Source organism: Chitinophaga varians, from assembly GCF_012641275.1.
Lineage (GTDB): Bacteria > Bacteroidota > Bacteroidia > Chitinophagales > Chitinophagaceae > Chitinophaga > Chitinophaga varians_A.
The window spans coordinates 21,878-41,748 of sequence record NZ_JABAIA010000002.1 but is presented as its reverse complement, the minus strand read 5'-3'; the positions used below and the strand labels follow the sequence as shown (position 1 = coordinate 41,748).

The window sequence follows — 19,871 nt, the reverse complement described above, 5'->3', positions numbered from 1 at the left end:
AAATCCGTATACTTATGCTATGGAAATAAAACGGTCCCGCATATATCCGGCTATACTCTCCCTACCGGGATGGTTTGCCCTGATAGCGCAGTATTACCTGATGGTCCGGAATGGCACTTTGCCGCCGGAGGAGCTGACCATCCGCTTTTTCAGTTATTTTACGATACTGACCAATCTGTTGGTGGCCATCTGTAACACTGCGTTGTGGCTGAATCCCGGCAATCGTTTTTTTTCCAGTGCCGGCACGCAAACGGCGCTTACCGTGTATATCCTGGTAGTCGGGATTATTTATAATGCGGTACTACGTTGGCTGTGGCAGCCGCAGGGCTTGCAATGGGTGGTAGATGAACTGTTGCACAGTGTGATCCCCGTGTTGTCGCTCGTATACTGGGGGCTGTTTACCGCAAGGCGACGGCTTGAATGGAAACAATGCTGGCCGTGGTTGTTGTATCCGCTTCTTTATTTCGTGTACATCCTTGCCAGAGGCGCTGTTTCCGGCTTTTATCCCTACCCGTTCATTGAAGTGAACCGGATAGGGATAACGCAGGCGCTGATCAATGCATTGGGCATTGCCGGCGTATTTCTTTTACTGTCGCTGTTGTTTATCAGTATCAGCAGATATCTTACTTCAGCTCAAAAGTAATCAGCAGCGCCTTGTGATCGGTAGGCCATACGCCTTTGGGCGCCATGAATTTGTCTTTGGTCGTTTCCTCCGTGATAGCGCCATACACTACCGAAGCGCGAGGCCCTACGATAGCCGCATCTTTCAGGCGTAGCCTTTTGTCCGGGCGGAAGAAAACAAAGTCGATACGGTCTCTGTCGTCCGCATCCGGCGCCCATGCCAGCTTACTAACGGGAACGGCTGTATTGCCTGCCGGGAAAGTAAAGCCGGGATGTGTTACCGGATTAGGGTACAGCTGACGGTACGCATCTGTAAAACCCGCCTTTTCCAGGGCCAGGGTCACGTTCCAGGGTACTATGGTACCATGATGGTCAAACAGGTTTTTCGTGGCGGCGGTCCAGTCCCGGTGCGATGGTTCGTTGAAATCGCCGCCCAGTATCACCACGCTGCCTTTTGCGGCTTCGCGCCGGGCATCGGCCAGGAACAATTCAATTTCCTCATCCCTTTGGGAAGCGCGGTTGTCTGTCAATACACTGTCCACGCTGGTGACAGGCGCAGGCAGCTTCTTCCAGCTGCTGCTGTGATAACCGCGGGGCAGATAGTTGGCCGCATGCAGGTAGTCCAGGTGTGCCGTATATACGGCCACGTTAGTACCACCTACCTGTACCACCGCTTTGTAAACGGAGCCATGATCATTTTTTTCCGGGCTGATGGTTTCAAAATGAGCAATCGGGTAGGCCGACAGGATACCGGAGTCGTAGCTATACTTACTGTAAAATGTGCGGCCTCTTTTGGCCAACGCTTCCCTGATCCGGTCACAGAAACGGGTCTGCTGATAATTGCGTACTTCGCTGAAGGTGATGATGTCTGCGCCGGTATGTATAATCTCGTCCGCAATAGCTTCAAATCCGCCGGGCACCACAGTGCCTTCCTGCCAGATATTAAACTGCAATACTTTTAACGTGGTCGCCGCCTGTACCTGCCATGACAGCAGGAGCAGCAATGGTAAGGTCCATTTCATCATGTGTTCACTGTTTGGGATAAAAATACAGTTTATGGCGTGTTTTTATCGATATATTTATCACAACTTGCGCCGGAAATTCTTTGCCAGTCCGAATTCACCGTTGATATATTTCCCTGACCTGCCGGGGGCATAGCTTTCAAAATACATCCCCAGCGCTGCAGGATATCTCTTTACAAAATCCATAAAACGGCGGTGAAAACTGCCCTGATGGTACTCACCCAGCTCACGGCAACTAAGCCAGTAGCTGACCATCACTATCTGCACAGGACTTACCAGCGCCGGGATACATTCATAAGCACCATAATGCCGCTTAACAGACCGGATAATAGCCGGGAGGTGCAGCCATAACCAGCAAAAGCCTCTCAGGTTACGTGCCCGGATACTGTTAACAAACACAACATTCTCTGCGTTAGTGATGTCTACTTCGTACATACGACTCCGTTTTAAAAGCCGATAGCGAAAAAATACACCCAGGCGATGAACAGTAACTGCTCAGGCACGCGAAACCAGAGATAGCGCGGTCCCGGCCCGCCATAGGTGGCTTTTTCCAGGTCTACATGTTTGATGGTCGCATAGACATTGGCGGGAAAAATGAGGATAAAGAAGATAATGGCGGTATAACCGGTCATCTCCCGCAGGGAAGGTATCATCAGGGAAATCCCCATAATAATTTCGGCCACGCCGGTAATATATACCATGGCTGTTTTGAACGGTATCACCGGTGGCATCATCATGGTCATGCCTTTAGGAAAAAGAAAATGGCCGAGGGCGGTGAAGCACAACATACAGCACATGCCCAGATTACCGGCAAAAATCAGCTGCCAGTCGCCGGTAACCGGTCTGGATACAAATAAAGCCACCGCAAATACTGTTATCAGGATAATGACAGGTTTCATGTAAAAGGTGTGTTTTTGTCTGGGACAAAGGTCCACCTTCCCGCTTCCCCGGAAAATGATGTATGTTAGTTTCTGGCGTGCTGCTTTCTGATACGGCTCAGGCTCTCCGGCTGAATGCCCAGGAAAGAAGACAGGTGTTTCACGGATATTTGTTGCACCAGTGCGGGATTACGCTGCAATAGTGCTATATAACGTTCTTCTGCCGTCAGCGATAGCAGTTCCATCTCCTTTTTTAACCGTCTCACGTACTGGTATTCCGCCACCAGCCGGCCTATACGCTCTCCGTGGTGGTATTTGTTATAGAACTCCTGCAGGAAACGGAAAGGGATGGCCACAATGTCGGCATCTTCCAGTAACTCGATAAAAATCGTGCTGGGCTCCCGGGTGATAAGCGAGTAATAAGCTGTCACCATCTCGCCTTCAAAATGAAAATCAACAGTGAACTCTTTTCCATCCCGAAGGAAATAATTGCGGGTAGCCCCTTTATGAAGGAAATAAATAAAATTTTCCACCTGCCCTTCGCGGGCGAGGAAATCACCTTTAAGGTATTTTTTGATGATGAGTTTAGCAGAAAAGTCCTCCCACTCCGCCGGGGTAAGCGGATAGAATTTGTAGATGGCTTGCTGAAAAGATTGGAGGGCTGTCATCTTTGCAAAGATATGCCATCGTAGATTAGTATAACGCCAGATGATTATGTGGGAAATGAGCGGCAGCTGTTTTTCTGGTAAAGCTGCCGCTACGATAATATAATAGAACTTTACGCCTCTTAACAATGCGGTAGATGACTAAAAATGCGCTTCGATAACCCTGCCGTTCACAGCACCTTCCACGCTCAGTAAGTAAGCATTTACCACCCGTTGCATTGGTACCGGGTTATAGCCGGGAAACAGTGCTCCATAACGTTCCAGGCTGTCTTCCACCAGGCCGGGGCTTACCACGTTGATGCGCTGGTCTCTTTTCAGCTCCTGGGACGCGCCCAGCACAAAACTGTTGACCGCCCCATTGATCATGGCCACACAGGTGCCGTTTTTAGCAGGCATCCCTGATGCAATACCCGATGTCAGCGTAAAAGAGCCCCCTTCGGTGAGATAGTCTTTTCCGATCAGGACAAGGTTCATCTGCCCTATTAATTTACCCTGAATGCCGGGCATCATATGTTGTTGGCGCATGGCAGCAAAATCGCCGTAGTAACCGGTACCTGCGGTGCAAATACAGGCATCGGCGGTTTTCAGTTCCCGGAACATATTTTCGATGGATGATTCAGATGAGATGTCTACCTGGATATCGCCGCTACTGCGGCCGGCAATGATCACTTCATGTCTGGGCGCCAGCGCTGCGGCGACAGTTTTGCCAATGGTGCCGTGCCCGCCTATCAATATTATTTTCATGCTATATGATTTTATAACACAAAATTATGGAAGGCATCAGCCGGCGGATAGTCCGGACGGCTCAATCAATCGTCATTTCGGCTCGTATAGCCTGCGGGGTATGTCCGAATTTCTTTTTAAAGATGCGGATAAAATGGGAAGTACTGTCGTAGCCGCAGTCTCCGGCGATTTCTCCTACCGGCAGGCGGGTATTCTCCAACAGCATCCGTGCGTGTTGCAACCGCTGCCCGTTGATCCATTGCCGGGGCGGCATATGGTATATGCGCCGGAAATCGCGCTTAAAAGTAGCCAGGCTGCGGTTGGTGAGGCTGGCCAGGTCTTCCAGGGTGACAGGCTGCAACAGGTACGTACGCATCACCTCGTCCAGGTCAGCAGGTTCGGTACTGAGCGCAGCAGTGATAAAGTCCACCACCTCCCGCTGATGTACTCCGTTCATCAGCAGTAATAATATTTCTCTTTGTTTTAATGCCAGCAGCTGGCTGGTATATAATACCGGTTTATCGAAGTACAGGCGCAGATGGGCTTTGAAAGCCTGCACCAGCTCGTTGCCGTTAAAAACGGTATATGGTGTCGTGGAAGGTGTTTTACTGCTATGAAAAAAAGGCTCGGTAGCAATACTCTTTAAAAGCTTCACCGGCAGAAACAACATCAGTGCTTCAAAGTTCAGCCCTTCTTCTATGTATTCCGCCATAACGTAAATGCCCTTCTTCAGCAATATCACGGTATTCGGACCGGCTTCGACCGTTTCGTTTGGCAGGTGCAGCAGCTTCACTCCTTTGGTAACAAAGATGAGGGTATGTTCTGTCACAAAAACAGTGCGCTTGCCGGCTTCGGTTTCCTGCTTCAGTTTGGCGAAGATTTCGCCGTTACTGGTCAGGAAAGACGGGTCGGCAACAGGAGCGGATATGGGAGGAAAGCGGTGAAACATGATGTCTACAAATATACATAAAAATGCCCCCGGCACATACCGGGGGCATTCTCTCTGGTTTGTATAACTTTCACCGTTACTCTGTCAACAGCGGGTTGTTGGCAATAGCATCGGTAGGTATTTTAATGGTGTACCGCGGATCACCTGCCTGCAGGGTTACCGTTCTGCCTTTTAAAGTGTGTACAATCTGCGGCTGTGTGGTCCTCCGCAGGTCAAACCAGCGGTGCCCTTCGAAGGCCAGCTCGCGGAAACGCTCGTCCTGTATTTCTTTTAACAGGTCAGCGCCGGTGAGGGCAGCGAGACGGGCAACTTCTACCTGATAAAACGCCGGTGTGAGGCGGTTTTTCTTCAGTTCATTCAGATAGTTGCGGGCCTGGTCTGGCTGGTTCAGCTGAGCAGCGGCTTCTGCTGCGATCAGGTATATTTCCGCCACGCGGAAAGACTGCCGGAAGCTATTGCTGTTCGTTACCTTTATAACAGTATTGTTTTGTTTGGCGTCTTTGCCGTAGAATACTTTCGGACGCAGGTCGCCGGCCTGGTCATACATCGCATACAGCTTGTCTGACACCAGCGCAGTTTGGATGGTAACAGCATTGTAGTTCTGTTCAAACGCCTGAATGGATTCTACAGAATTATACAGCGTAGGCAGGTTGTTGCTCTTATTGAAGTCAGCCAGGGTAGGTTTCTTTTCCAGCAGTGCTTTCGCGGCAGTCAGGGATTTATCCCACTGATGGGTGTAGAGGTATACCCGCGCGGCCAATGCCAATCCGGAGAGTTTGGAGAAACGATAGGATGATGCAGTTTCGAACTGGTCTACGTTCACCAAAGCAAGCCCCGCTTCCACATCCGCAATCACCTGGTCAAAGGTTTCTTTGACGGTATTACGCGGGGTGGCTTTCTGCAGGTCAATCTTTGTAATGACCGGGACAGCTTTGTCAGTGCCGGCTGTAGCCTCGTTATAAGGCTTACCAAAGAGATTGGCGAGGTTAAAGTGAGCATAAGCCCTTATCAGATAAGCTTCACCTGCCAACTGGTTGATCTGCGCCTGTGTACCTTCTGTAGCACCGCCTACTGCGTCAATGAGGTGGTTGGCATAGAATATCTGTCGATAAAAATCTCTCCAGTTATAGGTAGCGATGTTTACTCCCTCATTTTCTTCCCAGAAAAAGTTCGGCTTCACCTGGTTTACGTCGCCGGAACGGGTTTCGTTGATCTTTAATTCATCAGAACGATAAGAAGCCAGACCTTTATCCCCCAGGGCGAGAATATACGCGGCATCCAGTTCTTTACGGAAGTCTTCTACCGTAGTGGGAACTACTTTCCCTACCGGCACAATGTCCAGGTATTTTTTACAGGAGGAGAAAGCTGCCAATGCAGCGATCAATCCGGTGGTATATATTACTTTACGCATGTGTTACAGTTTTAGAAAGTGGCGTTCAGACCAATGGTGAATGTCTTTGGAATGGGCTGTGCATAGATGTTGCCCATGGTTTCGGGGTCCATATAGCCGTCATAGTTAGCACCAAATACAAATGGGTTGCGCACTTCGCCGGTCACCTTCAACCCCTTCAGATGGATGCGGTTGCATACATTTTCTGTCAGACGGTAGCCCAGCGTGATGTTACGAACACGCACATAACCTGCATCGCGAATAAACATTCCCAGGCTTGCATACTGGTAGTACTTATCTTTCAGCCAGTTGCCCAACAGCCTTACATCTTCAGGTGTCTGTGCGCCACTGCCAAACAGGCCGGGATATTGCCCGTTCGGGTTGGAAGGCGTCCAGCGGTCGAGGATAGCGGTGGTAGTATTTGCGCCACGATCGAAATAGAACGGATTATATTGCGGCTGTATCTTCACTTTCTGCCCCAGGTTAAACAGTAACCCGACAGACAGATCAAACTGCTTGTAGGTGAAATTGTTGTTCAGGCCACCGGTGTACAACGGATCGCTGTTGCCCATGTTACGCAGCAGCGCACGTTGCTGGTCATTGGTCAGGCCGGAATACGGGAACAGGCCGCCCAGGTCCGGATCGCCGGCAAAATCATCTCCCAGCTTCAACAGCTCCGACAAAGACATTGTTTTACCATCGTGGTTCACCATGATCATGCCATGCTCATTGAGGCCCGCATAGTCAATACCCCAGATGGTCCCGGTAGGATGACCTTCCCTGGAAGGGAAATAGGAGTTGTCCGCCAGCGTTTCACGCAGCACGGTATTTTTGTTATAGGAGAAATTGAAGTCGGTGGTCCAACGGAAATTCTTACGGACCATGTTACGCGTGCTTACACTTACTTCCACACCGCTGTTGCGCATCTCGGCCCAGTTAACCGCCATATTCTGATAGCCGGTTTCCAGTGCCAGCGCATACATGTTAATCAGGTCTTTACCATGACGATCATAGTAATCTGCTGTAATGCTGATCCGGTTTTTCAGGAAACTGAGGTCAATACCGATGTTTTTGTTGATGGTTTTTTCCCAGCGGAGCTTAGCATTTGGCGGAGCATCCACCCCGATGACCTGCACAGGGTCTCCGGGCAGGATGGGGACATTGCGATAAAGTCCCATCACGAAGGGAGAGGTGTTTTTGTCCACGTTCCCCTGCAAGCCATAGGATGCACGCACATTCAGGGTATTGAGGAAACGTACATTACGCATAAAAGGTTCTTCCATCACACGCCATAAACCACTCACGGACCACAGCGGCAGGTATTTGTATTTCGGGTCTACGCCAAACAGGTCAGAACCATCGAAACGGATGCTACCACCCAGCGTATAGCGGTTGTTTAACGTATAGCTACCAGTACCAAAGAAAGACACAAAAGCGTTTTCCACATAGGTGTTCCTGTTAGTATACAGGTCTTTGGCATCATTGTCATTCTGGAACTTGATCGGGATAGTGGTCAGTGTCTTAGGATCAAAACCATAGCCTGTGGTAGTCTGGTATTTATCTTTTACCCTTCTCACCTCGTTGCCCACCATGAAGTTAAAATCATGGTTTTTATTCACATTAAAGCTGTATTCCGCCATGGTTTTGAGCGTATACTGCTGCATGTTCTGATTGGTGTTGGTAATAACACCCCCTTTGGGCAGGATGGTTTTCTGCGTGCCGGTGGCTGGATCAAAACGCATGTTCTGGTCTGCCAGCAAACGCATCAGGTAAGTATTCTCCAAAGCGATCTGCTCACCGGTGGTGATATCTGACTGGATACCCAGCTGGGAACTGATATGCAGACGGGGAATCACTTCATAGTCCAGTTTGAAGTTGGTGTTTACAGACTGCGTTTTCAGGGTATTGCTGGTATTCTTGCGTTCCTCCAGTATATTGAAATCAATCACATTCTTATCGCCGCCAATGTTCCGGTCATACACATAATTGCCATTGGCGTCATATACCGGTGTATAAGGATTAGCCAGACGGGAATATTGCACCGGACTGGTATTACCGGCACGGTTGGCATAGAAAGATGTTTGTGTACGCTGGTTTGCGAAGATACCGGCAGAGAATTTCAGTTTGTCGGTAATATCGTAATCTGTTTTCAGCGTGATGTTATAACGGTTAGCACCGGTACCGATGGTAGCGCCTTTTTCGTCATAATACCCTCCACTGAAATAATAAGTGGATTTATCACCACCACCGGAAACGCTTACACTGTGTTCCTGTGTGAAAGCGCTGCGGAAGATCAGATCGTTCCAGTTGGTATGAATGCTTCTCAGCGCATTGATCTCGTTGCGGGCGGCAGGGCTGATGCCATCAAAGCCTTTAGTGGCAAGATCTTCGGGTGTTACATTGTATTTATTGAGGATCTTGGACACACTACCGTTGTTCGCATTATAGGTGAAGTCTGATTTGAACAGATCAAGTTCCAGGCTTACCTTCTGGTCGCTGTTCAACAGGTTGAGACGGCCCAGGTCAGGCTTTTGCGTGAACGTAAAGTTGTTGCGGTAGTTAACGGTCATCCGCTCGCTTTTCTTACCGGACTTAGTGGTGATCACGATCACGCCGTTGGCAGCGCGGGCGCCGTAGATGGCAGTAGCCGCCGCATCTTTCAGCACGGTGATGCTCTCGATATCGGAAGGGCTGTAACCGGCGATAGCAGTGGTATACAGCTGATCGATAGATTTGGCGTCATCAGCGGTAGGCAGGTTGGTGCCTTCAATAGGCAGTCCATCGATCACCCACAGCGGGTCTTGTGTGCCCTGAAGAGAAGAAGTACCGCGGATACGGATTTTGGCCGCCTGTCCGGGCGCGCCGGACTGCGGCGTGATAGCCACACCGGAGAGCTGGCCTTGCAGCATCTGTTCTACGCTCATTACACCGGCCACTTCCACTTTGTCCATGCTGATCTTGTCGATAGCACCGGTGGATTTATTCTTCTTAATGGTCTGGTAACCGGTAAATACAAACTCGTTCAGGTTTTTACCGCTGGAAGACAGGCCCACTTTATATTGGTTGCTGGCGGTAAGGGTCAGCAGTCTGGTCTCGTAGCCCATATAACCGATGGTCAGCTGCTTTACAGACAGGGAGTCCGGCAGCTTCAGGGAAAATTCGCCTTTCTCATCGGTGATAGCACCGATGCTGATGTTCTCGATCACATTCTCCGTACCGGTAGCGGTACCGATGGTTCTATTGCCGGCATATACGGACACCCCCGGCAAAGCCTCGCCGGAAGTGGCATCCGTGACTTTACCCTTAATAACGCGCGGGGCGCTCTGCGCCTGTGCCAGGAAAGGGGAAAGACAAGCTGCCAGCAGCAGGCAAAAGACTTTTGCCAAAATCTGATTTTTCTTCATTGTTGACAGATGTACAGGTTGATAATTGATTTATTATTTGTTGTTAAGCGCTTGTTGTATACGGATGATCAGGTCATTGTAGTGATCGGCAGTAGCGCGGTCGCTGCTGTTTTTGCGGCTATTGAGCAGTTGCAGCAGACGCACCATCTCTCCCCGCTTGGCACTAACGGCATCAGATACACGATGAATAGAGAAATACTGCAGGTTACGGGAGGCACGTTCTGTCTCTTTTTGCTGCGGCTGCAAGGCAAAAGAGCAGAAATTATGCAGGTCCGCCGGCGCAAATTCTTCCTGTAACTTCTTCGCGTCCGGACGGGCAACAGATTTATCGATGCTCACGATCAGCGCGTCCACGAAGCCTTTCTGGCTGTTACGCTCGAAGATGTCCAGCGGCTGGCCTTTGATGGTTTTGGCGAACATGCCGTTATGCATATCATGCATCAGGTCAGACACGGTGTAAGCTGCGGAGCCGTTGGCCGCTTCGTTCTCCATCATACGGGACAGGCGTTCATCGCGCAGCAGGTCATAGAAGAAGTAGGACTGTAACCCTTTCGCATATACGAGGGCGCCATACTCCATATTTCCGATAGGGCTCTCCTTGATCGGATAACTTTTAGCGTAGATCTCATTTTTAAACAGCCATGCCGGTGTGTTAAACACTTCTTCCAGCAGGTATTTAACAGCTTCCTGCTGTTTCTTTTTGGGCACGTGCACGTAGCTGTTCTGCTGCTGACCGAAAACAGTCGGTGTAACATATATACCGCCTACATTGGCCATTACGTGGTAGCCGTATTGGTTCCACTGGCCGATAGCGCTGTTAAGCATTTTACCGGCTTCATCGTAGGTGTGGCCCTCTTCGCGGGTCCAGCTGAGGATTTGCGGTACAATACGTTTCAGGTTCTGCAAGCCATAGCGGCTGGCTTTCACCGCGTCGTTGCCGAGATCTTCTATTTGTGCGCGGGGATCAATGGCATCGCGGATATCCTGTTGTTCGCCGAAAGCATAAAGCGGATCGTTTTCGTGTGCGCGTAACTGTTTGTTCAGTTCCGGCAGTTCTTCGTGGGGATTTTTACCGGTATAACGGTAAGCCCATCCGATGGCGAATTTATCGTATACGCCGATGGCGGGCGTGATCTGCGTCACGTTATCACCGGGCTGCGCTACATAGTTAAAACGGGCGTAGTCCATGATAGACGGCGCCGTACCGCCCATGCGGGAAGTAAATCCCGGAGAACGCAGCGAGTCCACGTCAAAGGCGAAAGAGCTGCCCATATTATGTTGCAGGCCCAAAGTATGCCCTACTTCATGGCTGGACACAAAGCGGATAGCGTGGCCCATCAGCGAATCACTGAAGTGGTTGCCACGGGCACGCGGATCGATGGCGCCTGTCTGGATACGAATCCAGGAATGCAGGGTGCTCATCACATTGTGCCACCAGATGATGTCCGATTCAAGGATTTCTCCGGAGCGGGGATCTATGACGGAAGGGCCCATGGCATTGGCTTTGGCTGAAGCGGCGTAGGTCACTACAGAGTAGCGGGCGTCATCCCCGTCAAAGTCAGGATCATTCACCGGCGCATCTTTCGCGATAATAGCGTTTTTGAAACCGGCCGCTTCAAAAGCTTTCTGCCAGTCTTCAATACCGGCTTTGATATAGGGACGCCACTGGGCAGGCGTGCTGGCATCGATATAATATACGATCGGTTTCTTTGGCTCTACCAGTTCACCGTTCAGGTACCGCTGCATGTCTTCCGGTTTCGGCTCCAGTCTCCAGCGGGTGATCAGCTCTCTTTGTTCCAGCTTATGCTGTGCATCGCTGAAATACCAGCGGGGCGTGGTAAACAGGCCTACTCTTCTGTCGGCGAAACGGGCCTTCATGGGCTCTTCGCTGAGCAGTACCAGGTTGGTAGTGGTTTCAATGGATATTTCCACGCCGGTGATTTTGGCGGTCAGCTCCGATTTGGCCACGATATTGTCCTGAAAAGATTTGATGCCACGAATGCGGGACAGGTCCTTAATAGGGGAACCCGGCAGGCCCAGTGACTCAAAAACGTTGTTGATGCTGCTGTTGGAGCCATCAAACAGTTTGGAGACATTCACCACAAAAGCGGTGGTGTCTTTATTATATGCTTCTATCTTAAACTGATCGATCAGTGACGGGATGAAGTTATCGGCCACCGACTGTGCAATAGCGTTGCTGGCAGGTACTTCCAGGAAAGGGTTCTGCTTGCGCAGGAAAATTTTATTCAGCAGGGTATCTCTTTCAAAAGCGATGACCATATTGGCATAGTTCATTCCTTTGTTGACACCCGCTTCATTCAGCTGCTCCGGTACTTTGGACAGTTTGTTTACCACCAGTATCTGCCGGCCGGCCAGTTTCAGGGGGATTTCAAAGTAATAGTCTGTCTTCACCCGGTGAACCTTAAAAAGCCCGTCGACAGTGACAGCATCGGCAGTAATTACTTCCTTGTAAGGTTTCAGTCCTTTGGTATCGGGTTTCTTTTTGGCGGTCGTATCGGCAACAACGACAGGTGTTTTCCTGCCGAAAAGCCAGCTACGTTTCTTTTTCGATTGCGCCATTACATCAACGGATGTAAAGAGGGCTACGCATGGCAGTAGCCATAACAGTTTCCTGTAGTTAGCGTGCATAGATAGGAGTTGTTAAGATTGTACAGACAATACTTCAGGGAACAACAATCCGGCCCGCTGCCACAGGTACAACTGAGGTGATGGAATGCCACAGCAACGCCCAGCGAGGGCCGGGCTACAAAGGACGAATAACAGACTTGCTACAAGTATTGGGTGCTAATTTTTCTCATTGGGCACAGGCAATCTCTTTACAAGCAAAATGGTTTCCAGGTTAACATTTTTTTAACCTTGAGGGCGCAAAATTATCGAAAAGTATGCTTGAAACCGTTTTTTACTAAACAACTTTTAACGCCCGCCCAATAAAACGGCAGGAAATCGAGACCGGACGGGCATCGCCGTTCATAACATTTTTTTAAAGTTTATAGGAGGGGGATAACGTTACACTAGTTCTCTTTGTAGATATCATATTTCACAAACGGCACCTTTCCAAAATCTTTGGCAGTACGCACTTTGGTGGTCACACTGTCAGGTTGCGAGGCATGAAAACTGTCGCCCCCATCTTTATGCAGGTACCAGTTTTTGTCATCGGGAGAATACCGGAAAGTGATGATCCTTGTCCATCTCCAGGCACTGCCGCCATAATGTTCCACAGAGAAATAACCGTTTTTGATGGTCACTCCCTGGAAAGGATCGCCCATCATCCCGCCACAGTCCACACAATACACCACGTTGTCATTACGGGCGGCCAGCTTGTAGGAATGGTCCTGCTGACCGAGCAGTATCAGCAACGGCCGTTTCTCCGGATGTTCCACCACGTCAGAAGTGGAATCCTCTCCTTTTTTACGGAGCACCATGATCATATCGGGCAAAGCATCACGGTTAAGGTCACCGGTGGCCGTGTCTAAAATCTCATATCCTTTGGGGATAAAGGCTTTTAAAGAGGCTGGCTGCTGGAAAGACACTGTAGCGGTCAACAGGAAGGCGGCCATCAAAATTCTGGAGAAAAGGGGAAAACAGTTCATGATATGGTGATTTTAATACCTCACGGGCAGGGTTATATGATTTTACAATTTTATAGCATAAATATGCGACTTTCCCGGCAATCCGGACATTTTAATTTTGCGGATGTTATCGGAAAGGGAACCGGGGCTTCTCATTGGTTTACCTGTCAGCAAAACTATCGGGCCCGAAGGCGCCCGGTTCGAGAAACCCGTCAGGCTGGAATATGATTTCTCCAGGGTTGATCTTTCAGGGCCTATGTTAAAAAATAATGGCCGTCCCCTTCCGGAAAAAGATCTGTAGAGCAGACCTTTTTTTTGTTTGCTGCCCGGATACATTTCTGTGCATGTTTATATTATCTTAGCTTCGTTGTCAACCCGACACCTATAGTTCAGCACCCCAGCCCCTTCCGAAAGTTGCGGCCCGGGAACTGCCACAACAGAGAAATGAAAACATTGCATGAAAAAGAAATTTATTTACCAGGACGAAAAATCCCACAAGTTCTGGGACATTGACATCAATGGGCCCGAGCTCACCGTTACCTTTGGGAAAGCCGGCACACAAGGCCAGACACAGGTCAAAACTTTCGCTACAGAAGCCGAATGCCTGAAAGCCGCTGATAAACTCATCTCAGAAAAAACGAAAAAAGGGTATCAGCCGGTGGAAGAAAAAGGACCGGTACCGGCAGAAGAACATACCTCCGGCCCTGTAGCAGAAAAAACGCAACAAAGCGGCTTAACCATGCCGGACTTCCTCTATGATGATATCCTGGCAATGGCCAACCATGTGGAAACAGCATGGCCGGAAAATGTGCAGGCGCTGCATCCCGCGTCCGAAGAAAATATCCGGGCCATGGAAATCGCTTCCGGTCTCCTTTTTCCGCCGGCATTTACAAATTTCTGGCGAAGAAAAGGATATTTTCTCTTTGAAAAAGATGAGTTCCTTTGTGCCATATACGCTTATAACGATACCGCTGAAAATGCCACCACGCTATACAACATGCTGGAGACTTTCCTGAGATTTTACGGCCATCAGAGCGATTGGCTCGTACAGGAACAAGTACTCCTGTCCCACTGCTGGATGCTGGGCATGATCATGGACGACGAAAAAAAATGGTTCTTCTTCGTTGATCCGCTGGGAGAGGTAAACCGTGTATATATCGAACCCTCTTTCACAGAAGTGGACGATGACATACTCGCCGCAGCCTTTGCACCGCTGGTGGAGCAGAAAGCCTTCTTTCAGCTGCCTGAGAATAAAGCGGCCGTTGAAACGGAAGAAAAGGACGAAGAGGACGAAGAGGAAAAAGATGAAGACGCGGAAACCCGTGCATTCCTTGCCCAACACCGGCTGGAACAGCTCTCCTATAAGGAGGTACTGGACAGGCTGGGTACCACGATGCTGTTTGACTATTGGGACAATGACGACTACGACCCGGCCGATATCAACTGGGTCACCGAGAATTACGAAACGGAACACGAATACTTCGAGGACAGTTCTTCCATCTATTTCTGTGATGGCGACCTGGTCATAGACGGCGACCTGAGATTACCCAACGGATACCTTGGCCTGATTGTGGTAAAAGGCAATATGACCATCCGTGGACAGGTGCCATCATCCACCGCTTACTATGTGACAGGCAACAGCACCATCGACTTCCTTAACCTGGACTCGTTCCAGAAAACGGGCGGTGCTGAAAACGTACGCTACATGGCCGCCGCCCTCGGCCAGGATGATGAGGTGGTCCACACCATGCCACACCGGAAAATAAACGCCCCTTATTTCTTCTCCTGGTTTTATAACCTCCATTGTTTCGACTTTGCGCCGCAAACGCTGGTTACGGCGATGTACAATGAAGACGACCTTTCCGCTTATAATACCCATAATGCGCTGCTGACCTGGCATGAATACGCCTATGCCTTCCGGCCGGAGTTCTACGGCTCTATCAGTGAAAGCTGGCACGATAACATGGGGTTCTATTATCAACGGATGTATGAAGCCCTGCGGGACAAACAACCTGTATTACAGGAGGGCGTTACGCTCAAAGGCATTCAGCTGGTCCGTCAGGGAATCAGCCTGAAAGGTCAGGATGATTTCGCCGCCGCCTATCAATGTTTCAAAGAAGCCATTGCCGTATCTCCTGGCTACTATTGGGCCTACTACCAGGCCGGCAACGTGCTCTATAACCAGAAAGCATATACGCAGGCGATGGAACGCTACGCCAAAGGTATTCCGTACACCCCGGAAAAAGTGGCCTACGAATTTACCTGCATGCAGGAAGCTGCCTTCTGCGCGGTGATAACCGGAGCCTACGACAAAGCCCTGCAATGGGCGGAAATGGCTGTACAAAAATTCCCTTCCGCACACTTCTGTTTAAGGATCATAGCGGAAGCCCTTATACATCAGCAACAGCTGGACAAAGCAAAAGATTATCTTGAAAGGTCCATCGCCATCAAAAGTATTTTTACCAACAACTGGTTACTGGGTTTAATATATCACCTTCAGGGAGATCAACAACAGGCTGACACGTATTACCGGGCTGCCTATGACAATAACCAGAAGGCCCGTCCTTACACAGAACACACGGACCTTTCCTACATCTATGGGAAACCGGTTACTGTCAACTGGGACACACATAAACCCACGGCAGCCGTAAAAGACCAGGCCTACTGGGACCAGTTTTTTGCAGATACGCTACAACAATATGGCCCTGACCTGTACAAAAAAACCGGGCAGTTCCCCTCCTATTGGCTTTCCGGTAAAATTGCCACCATACCAAAGGAATACCGCAGTGGCAGCATGCTGCTGGCCCTGATGCAACACCAGCATCTGGGTGAATATGATGTAGATGGCGGCATCCTCCAGCAGTTCAATACAGAACTTATCACGCCGGAAATAGTACTGCTGGCCGTTAGCCGGGAAGAGGCCTGCCATTACCAGTACATTCCCCCGGCACTGCTCACAGACGACATATTTAAAGCGCATCCACATGGGATTGATCTTTCCTATGTGCCTGAAGAGAAAAGGACCTATGACCTTTGTTTCCTCGCCGTCAGCAACAATCAATACAATTATGCATCGGTACCGGCCGTCTTCCAGGATGAACGCATGAACATTGCGCTGATAGCCGGCGGCGTGCTGGGCAACTCATCCGGCAAAGTACTTCCATCGAAATATTATACCAGCGCGTATATTCAACAGGCAATTGACCTGGGCATTCATGTAATAGAGCGGATACCGGCGCAATATGTAGATAAAGCCGTATACGACTATGCCACTGCCAAATACGGACAACAGCCGGAATGGCCTTTTATCGTGGAGCAGTTTGATCGGCAGCGCTGGCGCTATGGTTCCCGTCACGATGTTCAAACGGTAGGCCGGCTGATCATGAAACATGGCATGGACATCTTCCTGCACATCCGTCAGGAAGCGATCAACCAGCAAAGTTACCAGTACATTAAAAAACATCTCGGCGACCACCCTGACTTCAAGGAAAAAGTAAAACAGTATGGATGGGAATCACGGACCAACATTGTTTTTGAGAAGCCGGAAGAATTCGATTATGATACTTTCGGTAAGGTATGGGCCTGTTTCTGGGACGAAGACTTCATCATCGGCGCCCTCACGGCCCACGAGACAAATTCCAGCGAAAGGATCTACGGCGTGCCGCCGCAATATCTCACACAGAAAATCTGCGACATCGCGGTTAAACGCAACTCCTACGATTTTCAGTTCGTGCCCAAACAGTTTGTGACGCAGGAAATGTGTGAAACAGCCTGCTCCCAGGACTACGGATCGGCGCTCGAATATGTGCCGCTGGCCATGCGTACGGAAAAAGTATGCAGCCTGGCACTGGGACGTGATGCGGAAACGATCCGCTTTATGCCACTGGCACAACGTACGGAGCAGCGCTGCCTACAGGTGGTCCTGAACAACAGCTCCTATCTTAAGTTTGTCCCTTATGAGCATTATGCAGCTGTGTTCAGCACCCTGCTGCAGAAACATAAAGCGCGCCTTTATGAAGATATGATACTGGTCAACCTGGGCCTGGGCCTGATTTACCAACAACATTATGCCGATGCCCGCACACGACTGCTGGCAGTGGAGAAATCAGCGGAAGTACGCGACCATTATATCCACCAGGCATTATATTATACCGGATGGAGCTATCACCTGGAAGGCGACAGTAAACAGGCCGCCGAATATTGGCGCCAGGCACAGGACACCGCCAAAACCCGGAAGATCGAAAAAGAATACTGGCTGACATTCCCCTATGACAGTTTCCAGCTGCCACCTGTTGGTGACGTATATGATTTCAGTCGCGATGACTTCGGCCACCATATGCGCGAAGCCAGCCTGTTGATTGAAAGCAATAACTATCTGCTGGCGCTGGACCTGCTGTCACAGGCCGAAAAGCAGCTACAGGACGCACAATGCACCGAAATGTGGCTATGGTCGCAGGTGTGGGACCATCAGCGTTACGCGCTTTATGAAGCCGGCCAACGGGAAGCGTCGCTGGACATATGCCGCAAAATCATCGCTGAACTGGGTAAACTGTCGCTCTGGGATTACCTGGAAGAATATACGCCTGTTCGCTCCGCCTTACGCAATGCGCACAACAGCCTGGCATACCGTTGCTATGAAACCGCGCAAGACCTGCAACAGGTGAAGGAAGGCCTTCAGCATATTAAAACCACCATGAAGACAATCTCTCCGATTGAAGACAAAAGCACGTTGAACCCCTTCTATGAAACGCAGGTATTGCTTTGGCACAAAGCCATGCAGTTTGATCCGGCCTACCAGAAAGATTTTCAGAAAGGCATGGAAAAAATTGATAAAATGAAGCTGCAGGAAAAAGGATTTCTCAGTGAAGACTTCATGGAGAAAATAAAATAGATATTATCAAAAAATATTATTGAATGGCTTTTAGTGTATACTAAAAGCCATTCTTAATATTCAGTTCACATCTGCTGTCTAAGTTTGCTACCGGATATGGAAAAGCTAACGGACCATCGGTTGTTATTACTGATTCAGCAGGGGAATCACATAGCTTTCACCACTTTTGTGAATCGCTACTGGGAGGAGATTTATACCTATACGAAATCGCGTATCAGACAAGGAGCGGATGCCCAGGATATTGTACAGGATATTTTTGTCAGCTGCTGGAACAACCGCGCACACCTGTACGCAGGCGAAAACGGGCGACTTACCGCCTATCTTTACCAGGCTGCCCGCTATGCTGTCATTGATTACTTTTCCAGGCCAGGGGTTACTATTTACAACGATATGTTACTGGAAGCTGCGGCTGACAGTCAAATGGAAAACAATTCCGAAGCCCGGCTGTACCTGAAAGAGCTGGAGCATCATCTCCGGCAGGAAGTGGAACAGCTGCCGGAGCGCCTCAAAACGCCCTACCTGCTTAGCCGGGAAGGCAACCTCAGTATGAAAGACATCGCACAGAAAATGTCGCTTTCTGAACAAACCGTCAAGAATAATATTACACTGGCACTGCGTATTCTACGCACGCGCCTGCACGAAAATGAACATTACCTCAGCACTATACTTTTACTGGCAGCTATTCCCTCTTATAACAACTTAATAATTCCGTAACATAGTTTTGCGGTACCAGTCGCCCTCCGGAGAGATTCTCTCTTTGTATGGACCATCCGCAACAACATCAGGACAGCGCAAAAGCGCTACTGAAAAAATACCTGCAGGGCAATGCTTCTCCCAAAGAGAAGGAGCAGGTGGAGTACTGGTACAGTACACTCCATAGCCCTGCCCAGTCGCCTTTATCTCCCGAAGAGCGGGCGATACTGCAACAATCAATATTGCACCACATCACCCGTCAAACGGCGCCTGTGACGCCGCTCTATCGCCGCAAATGGCTCCGGTATGCCGCCACTGCAGCACTGGTGGCAGGTTTAGGCGGATGGCTGTATGCCCGCTACCAGCCGGCACGTCCTGTAATGGTGCAAACAGGCGTTGGCACTACCAGGCAGGTCGTACTGCCGGACAGCAGCCTCGTTACGCTCAACGCAGGCAGTACGCTACAGCTCAGCGCACATTTCGGCCAACATAACAGAACGGTCATCCTGGACGGCGAAGCTTTCTTTGTGGTACATCCCAACGCCGCACGTCCTTTCAGGGTGCAACACGGACAACTGACCACCACCGTGCTGGGCACGTCTTTTAATATCCGCTCCCGGCCCGGCGAAGAAAACACCAAAGTGGCCGTTGCCAGCGGTAAAGTACAGGTGGCTACAGCCCGCGACAATTATATCCTGGAGGGTAGTGAAACGCTGCAATACAACAACGGGAACGGCCTCGCGGTAAAAGGCCATGAAGATACCACGCTGATAGGCCAATGGCAACATGCGATGCTGGACTTCAACGGGTACACGCTAAAGGCCATGGTGGCAGAACTGCAACGACAATACCCCGTCCGTATACAACTACATGCAACACCTGCGGACACCGCTCATTACAACATCCGCTTCCGGCGGGAAGACATTCATAACATCCTCGATGTATTGACAGGTCTTACCGGTATTACCTATAAACATGAAAATGAACAAATCATTATTTACAGTAAAACTTATGCGCACTAATCAGTAATCAACAAAAAAAACCG

The 19,871-nt window shown here is 49.8% G+C and carries 14 protein-coding genes; 4 read left to right on the top strand and 10 right to left on the bottom strand.

All coding sequences use genetic code 11. The features are described from left to right. Nucleotides 1-19: 19 nt before the first annotated feature. Nucleotides 20-643, top strand: a complete 624-nt coding sequence (locus HGH92_RS14750) for a Pr6Pr family membrane protein (protein ID WP_211092647.1) — start codon at nucleotides 20-22, stop codon at nucleotides 641-643. On the opposite strand, the gene HGH92_RS14745 is transcribed toward HGH92_RS14750, so the two are convergent. From HGH92_RS14745 to HGH92_RS14700, 10 genes are all read right to left on the bottom strand, one after another. After that, on the bottom strand, nucleotides 624-1,646 hold the full coding sequence (locus tag HGH92_RS14745; RefSeq protein WP_168871580.1) for an endonuclease/exonuclease/phosphatase family protein: 1,023 nt from the start codon (nucleotides 1,644-1,646) through the stop codon (nucleotides 624-626). The two genes, HGH92_RS14750 and HGH92_RS14745, sit on opposite strands and share 20 nt — an antisense overlap. A 57-nt stretch (nucleotides 1,647-1,703) precedes the next feature. Continuing rightward, nucleotides 1,704-2,078 (bottom strand): DUF4188 domain-containing protein, encoded by a 375-nt coding sequence (locus tag HGH92_RS14740; RefSeq protein ID WP_168871579.1) that lies wholly within the window; start codon nucleotides 2,076-2,078, stop codon nucleotides 1,704-1,706. Between the two features lie 11 nt (nucleotides 2,079-2,089). Further along, the gene (locus HGH92_RS14735) at nucleotides 2,090-2,542 is read right to left on the bottom strand and encodes a hypothetical protein (protein WP_168871578.1); all 453 of its coding nucleotides are present in this window, start codon (nucleotides 2,540-2,542) and stop codon (nucleotides 2,090-2,092) included. Between the two features lie 65 nt (nucleotides 2,543-2,607). Beyond that, the gene (locus HGH92_RS14730) at nucleotides 2,608-3,189 is read right to left on the bottom strand and encodes a Crp/Fnr family transcriptional regulator (RefSeq protein ID WP_168871577.1); all 582 of its coding nucleotides are present in this window, start codon (nucleotides 3,187-3,189) and stop codon (nucleotides 2,608-2,610) included. A gap of 138 nt (nucleotides 3,190-3,327) precedes the next feature. Continuing rightward, complete coding sequence (locus HGH92_RS14725; RefSeq protein WP_168871576.1) at nucleotides 3,328-3,930, bottom strand: short chain dehydrogenase; 603 nt, start codon at nucleotides 3,928-3,930, stop codon at nucleotides 3,328-3,330. Nucleotides 3,931-3,991: 61 nt separating this feature from the next. Continuing rightward, nucleotides 3,992-4,858 (bottom strand): AraC family transcriptional regulator, encoded by an 867-nt coding sequence (locus HGH92_RS14720; protein ID WP_168871575.1) that lies wholly within the window; start codon nucleotides 4,856-4,858, stop codon nucleotides 3,992-3,994. A gap of 76 nt (nucleotides 4,859-4,934) precedes the next feature. Further along, entirely contained in the window at nucleotides 4,935-6,269 is a 1,335-nt protein-coding gene (locus HGH92_RS14715; protein WP_168871574.1) for a RagB/SusD family nutrient uptake outer membrane protein, read from the bottom strand. 11 nt (nucleotides 6,270-6,280) lie between these two features. Continuing rightward, nucleotides 6,281-9,634, bottom strand: coding sequence for a SusC/RagA family TonB-linked outer membrane protein (locus HGH92_RS14710; RefSeq protein WP_168871573.1), 3,354 nt, complete (start codon nucleotides 9,632-9,634; stop codon nucleotides 6,281-6,283). Nucleotides 9,635-9,685: 51 nt separating this feature from the next. Then, complete coding sequence (locus tag HGH92_RS14705; protein ID WP_168871572.1) at nucleotides 9,686-12,301, bottom strand: zinc-dependent metalloprotease; 2,616 nt, start codon at nucleotides 12,299-12,301, stop codon at nucleotides 9,686-9,688. A 383-nt stretch (nucleotides 12,302-12,684) separates the two neighbouring features. Then, entirely contained in the window at nucleotides 12,685-13,263 is a 579-nt protein-coding gene (locus HGH92_RS14700) for a hypothetical protein (RefSeq protein ID WP_168871571.1), read from the bottom strand. Nucleotides 13,264-13,699: 436 nt separating this feature from the next. On the opposite strand from HGH92_RS14700, the gene HGH92_RS14695 reads away from it, so the two are divergent. The 3 genes from HGH92_RS14695 (at nucleotide 13,700) to HGH92_RS14685 (ending at nucleotide 19,848) form a co-directional block, all read left to right on the top strand. Further along, a complete protein-coding gene (locus HGH92_RS14695) occupies nucleotides 13,700-18,133 on the top strand; it encodes a WGR domain-containing protein (protein WP_168871570.1) in 4,434 nt (1,477 codons plus the stop codon). A 96-nt stretch (nucleotides 18,134-18,229) separates the two neighbouring features. Further along, nucleotides 18,230-18,847 carry an RNA polymerase sigma factor gene (locus tag HGH92_RS14690; protein WP_168871569.1) on the top strand — a complete coding sequence of 206 codons (618 nt, stop codon included), beginning with the start codon at nucleotides 18,230-18,232 and terminating at the stop codon, nucleotides 18,845-18,847. 47 nt (nucleotides 18,848-18,894) lie between these two features. Further along, on the top strand, nucleotides 18,895-19,848 hold the full coding sequence (locus HGH92_RS14685; protein WP_168871568.1) for a FecR family protein: 954 nt from the start codon (nucleotides 18,895-18,897) through the stop codon (nucleotides 19,846-19,848). Nucleotides 19,849-19,871 lie beyond the last annotated feature (23 nt).

Excerpts from the sequence above, each read along its gene's own strand:
- HGH92_RS14715 (WP_168871574.1), bottom strand. The coding sequence starts at position 6,269 with ATGCGTAAAGTAATATATACCACCGGATTGATCGCTGCATTGGCAGCT.
- HGH92_RS14730 (WP_168871577.1), bottom strand. The coding sequence starts at position 3,189 with ATGACAGCCCTCCAATCTTTTCAGCAAGCCATCTACAAATTCTATCCG.
- HGH92_RS14745 (WP_168871580.1), bottom strand. The coding sequence starts at position 1,646 with ATGATGAAATGGACCTTACCATTGCTGCTCCTGCTGTCATGGCAGGTA.
- HGH92_RS14690 (WP_168871569.1), top strand. The coding sequence starts at position 18,230 with ATGGAAAAGCTAACGGACCATCGGTTGTTATTACTGATTCAGCAGGGG.
- HGH92_RS14705 (WP_168871572.1), bottom strand. The coding sequence starts at position 12,301 with ATGCACGCTAACTACAGGAAACTGTTATGGCTACTGCCATGCGTAGCC.
- HGH92_RS14725 (WP_168871576.1), bottom strand. The coding sequence starts at position 3,930 with ATGAAAATAATATTGATAGGCGGGCACGGCACCATTGGCAAAACTGTC.
- HGH92_RS14685 (WP_168871568.1), top strand. The coding sequence starts at position 18,895 with ATGGACCATCCGCAACAACATCAGGACAGCGCAAAAGCGCTACTGAAA.
- HGH92_RS14695 (WP_168871570.1), top strand. The coding sequence starts at position 13,700 with ATGAAAAAGAAATTTATTTACCAGGACGAAAAATCCCACAAGTTCTGG.
- HGH92_RS14720 (WP_168871575.1), bottom strand. The coding sequence starts at position 4,858 with ATGTTTCACCGCTTTCCTCCCATATCCGCTCCTGTTGCCGACCCGTCT.
- HGH92_RS14700 (WP_168871571.1), bottom strand. The coding sequence starts at position 13,263 with ATGAACTGTTTTCCCCTTTTCTCCAGAATTTTGATGGCCGCCTTCCTG.
- HGH92_RS14740 (WP_168871579.1), bottom strand. The coding sequence starts at position 2,078 with ATGTACGAAGTAGACATCACTAACGCAGAGAATGTTGTGTTTGTTAAC.
- HGH92_RS14735 (WP_168871578.1), bottom strand. The coding sequence starts at position 2,542 with ATGAAACCTGTCATTATCCTGATAACAGTATTTGCGGTGGCTTTATTT.
- HGH92_RS14750 (WP_211092647.1), top strand. The coding sequence starts at position 20 with ATGGAAATAAAACGGTCCCGCATATATCCGGCTATACTCTCCCTACCG.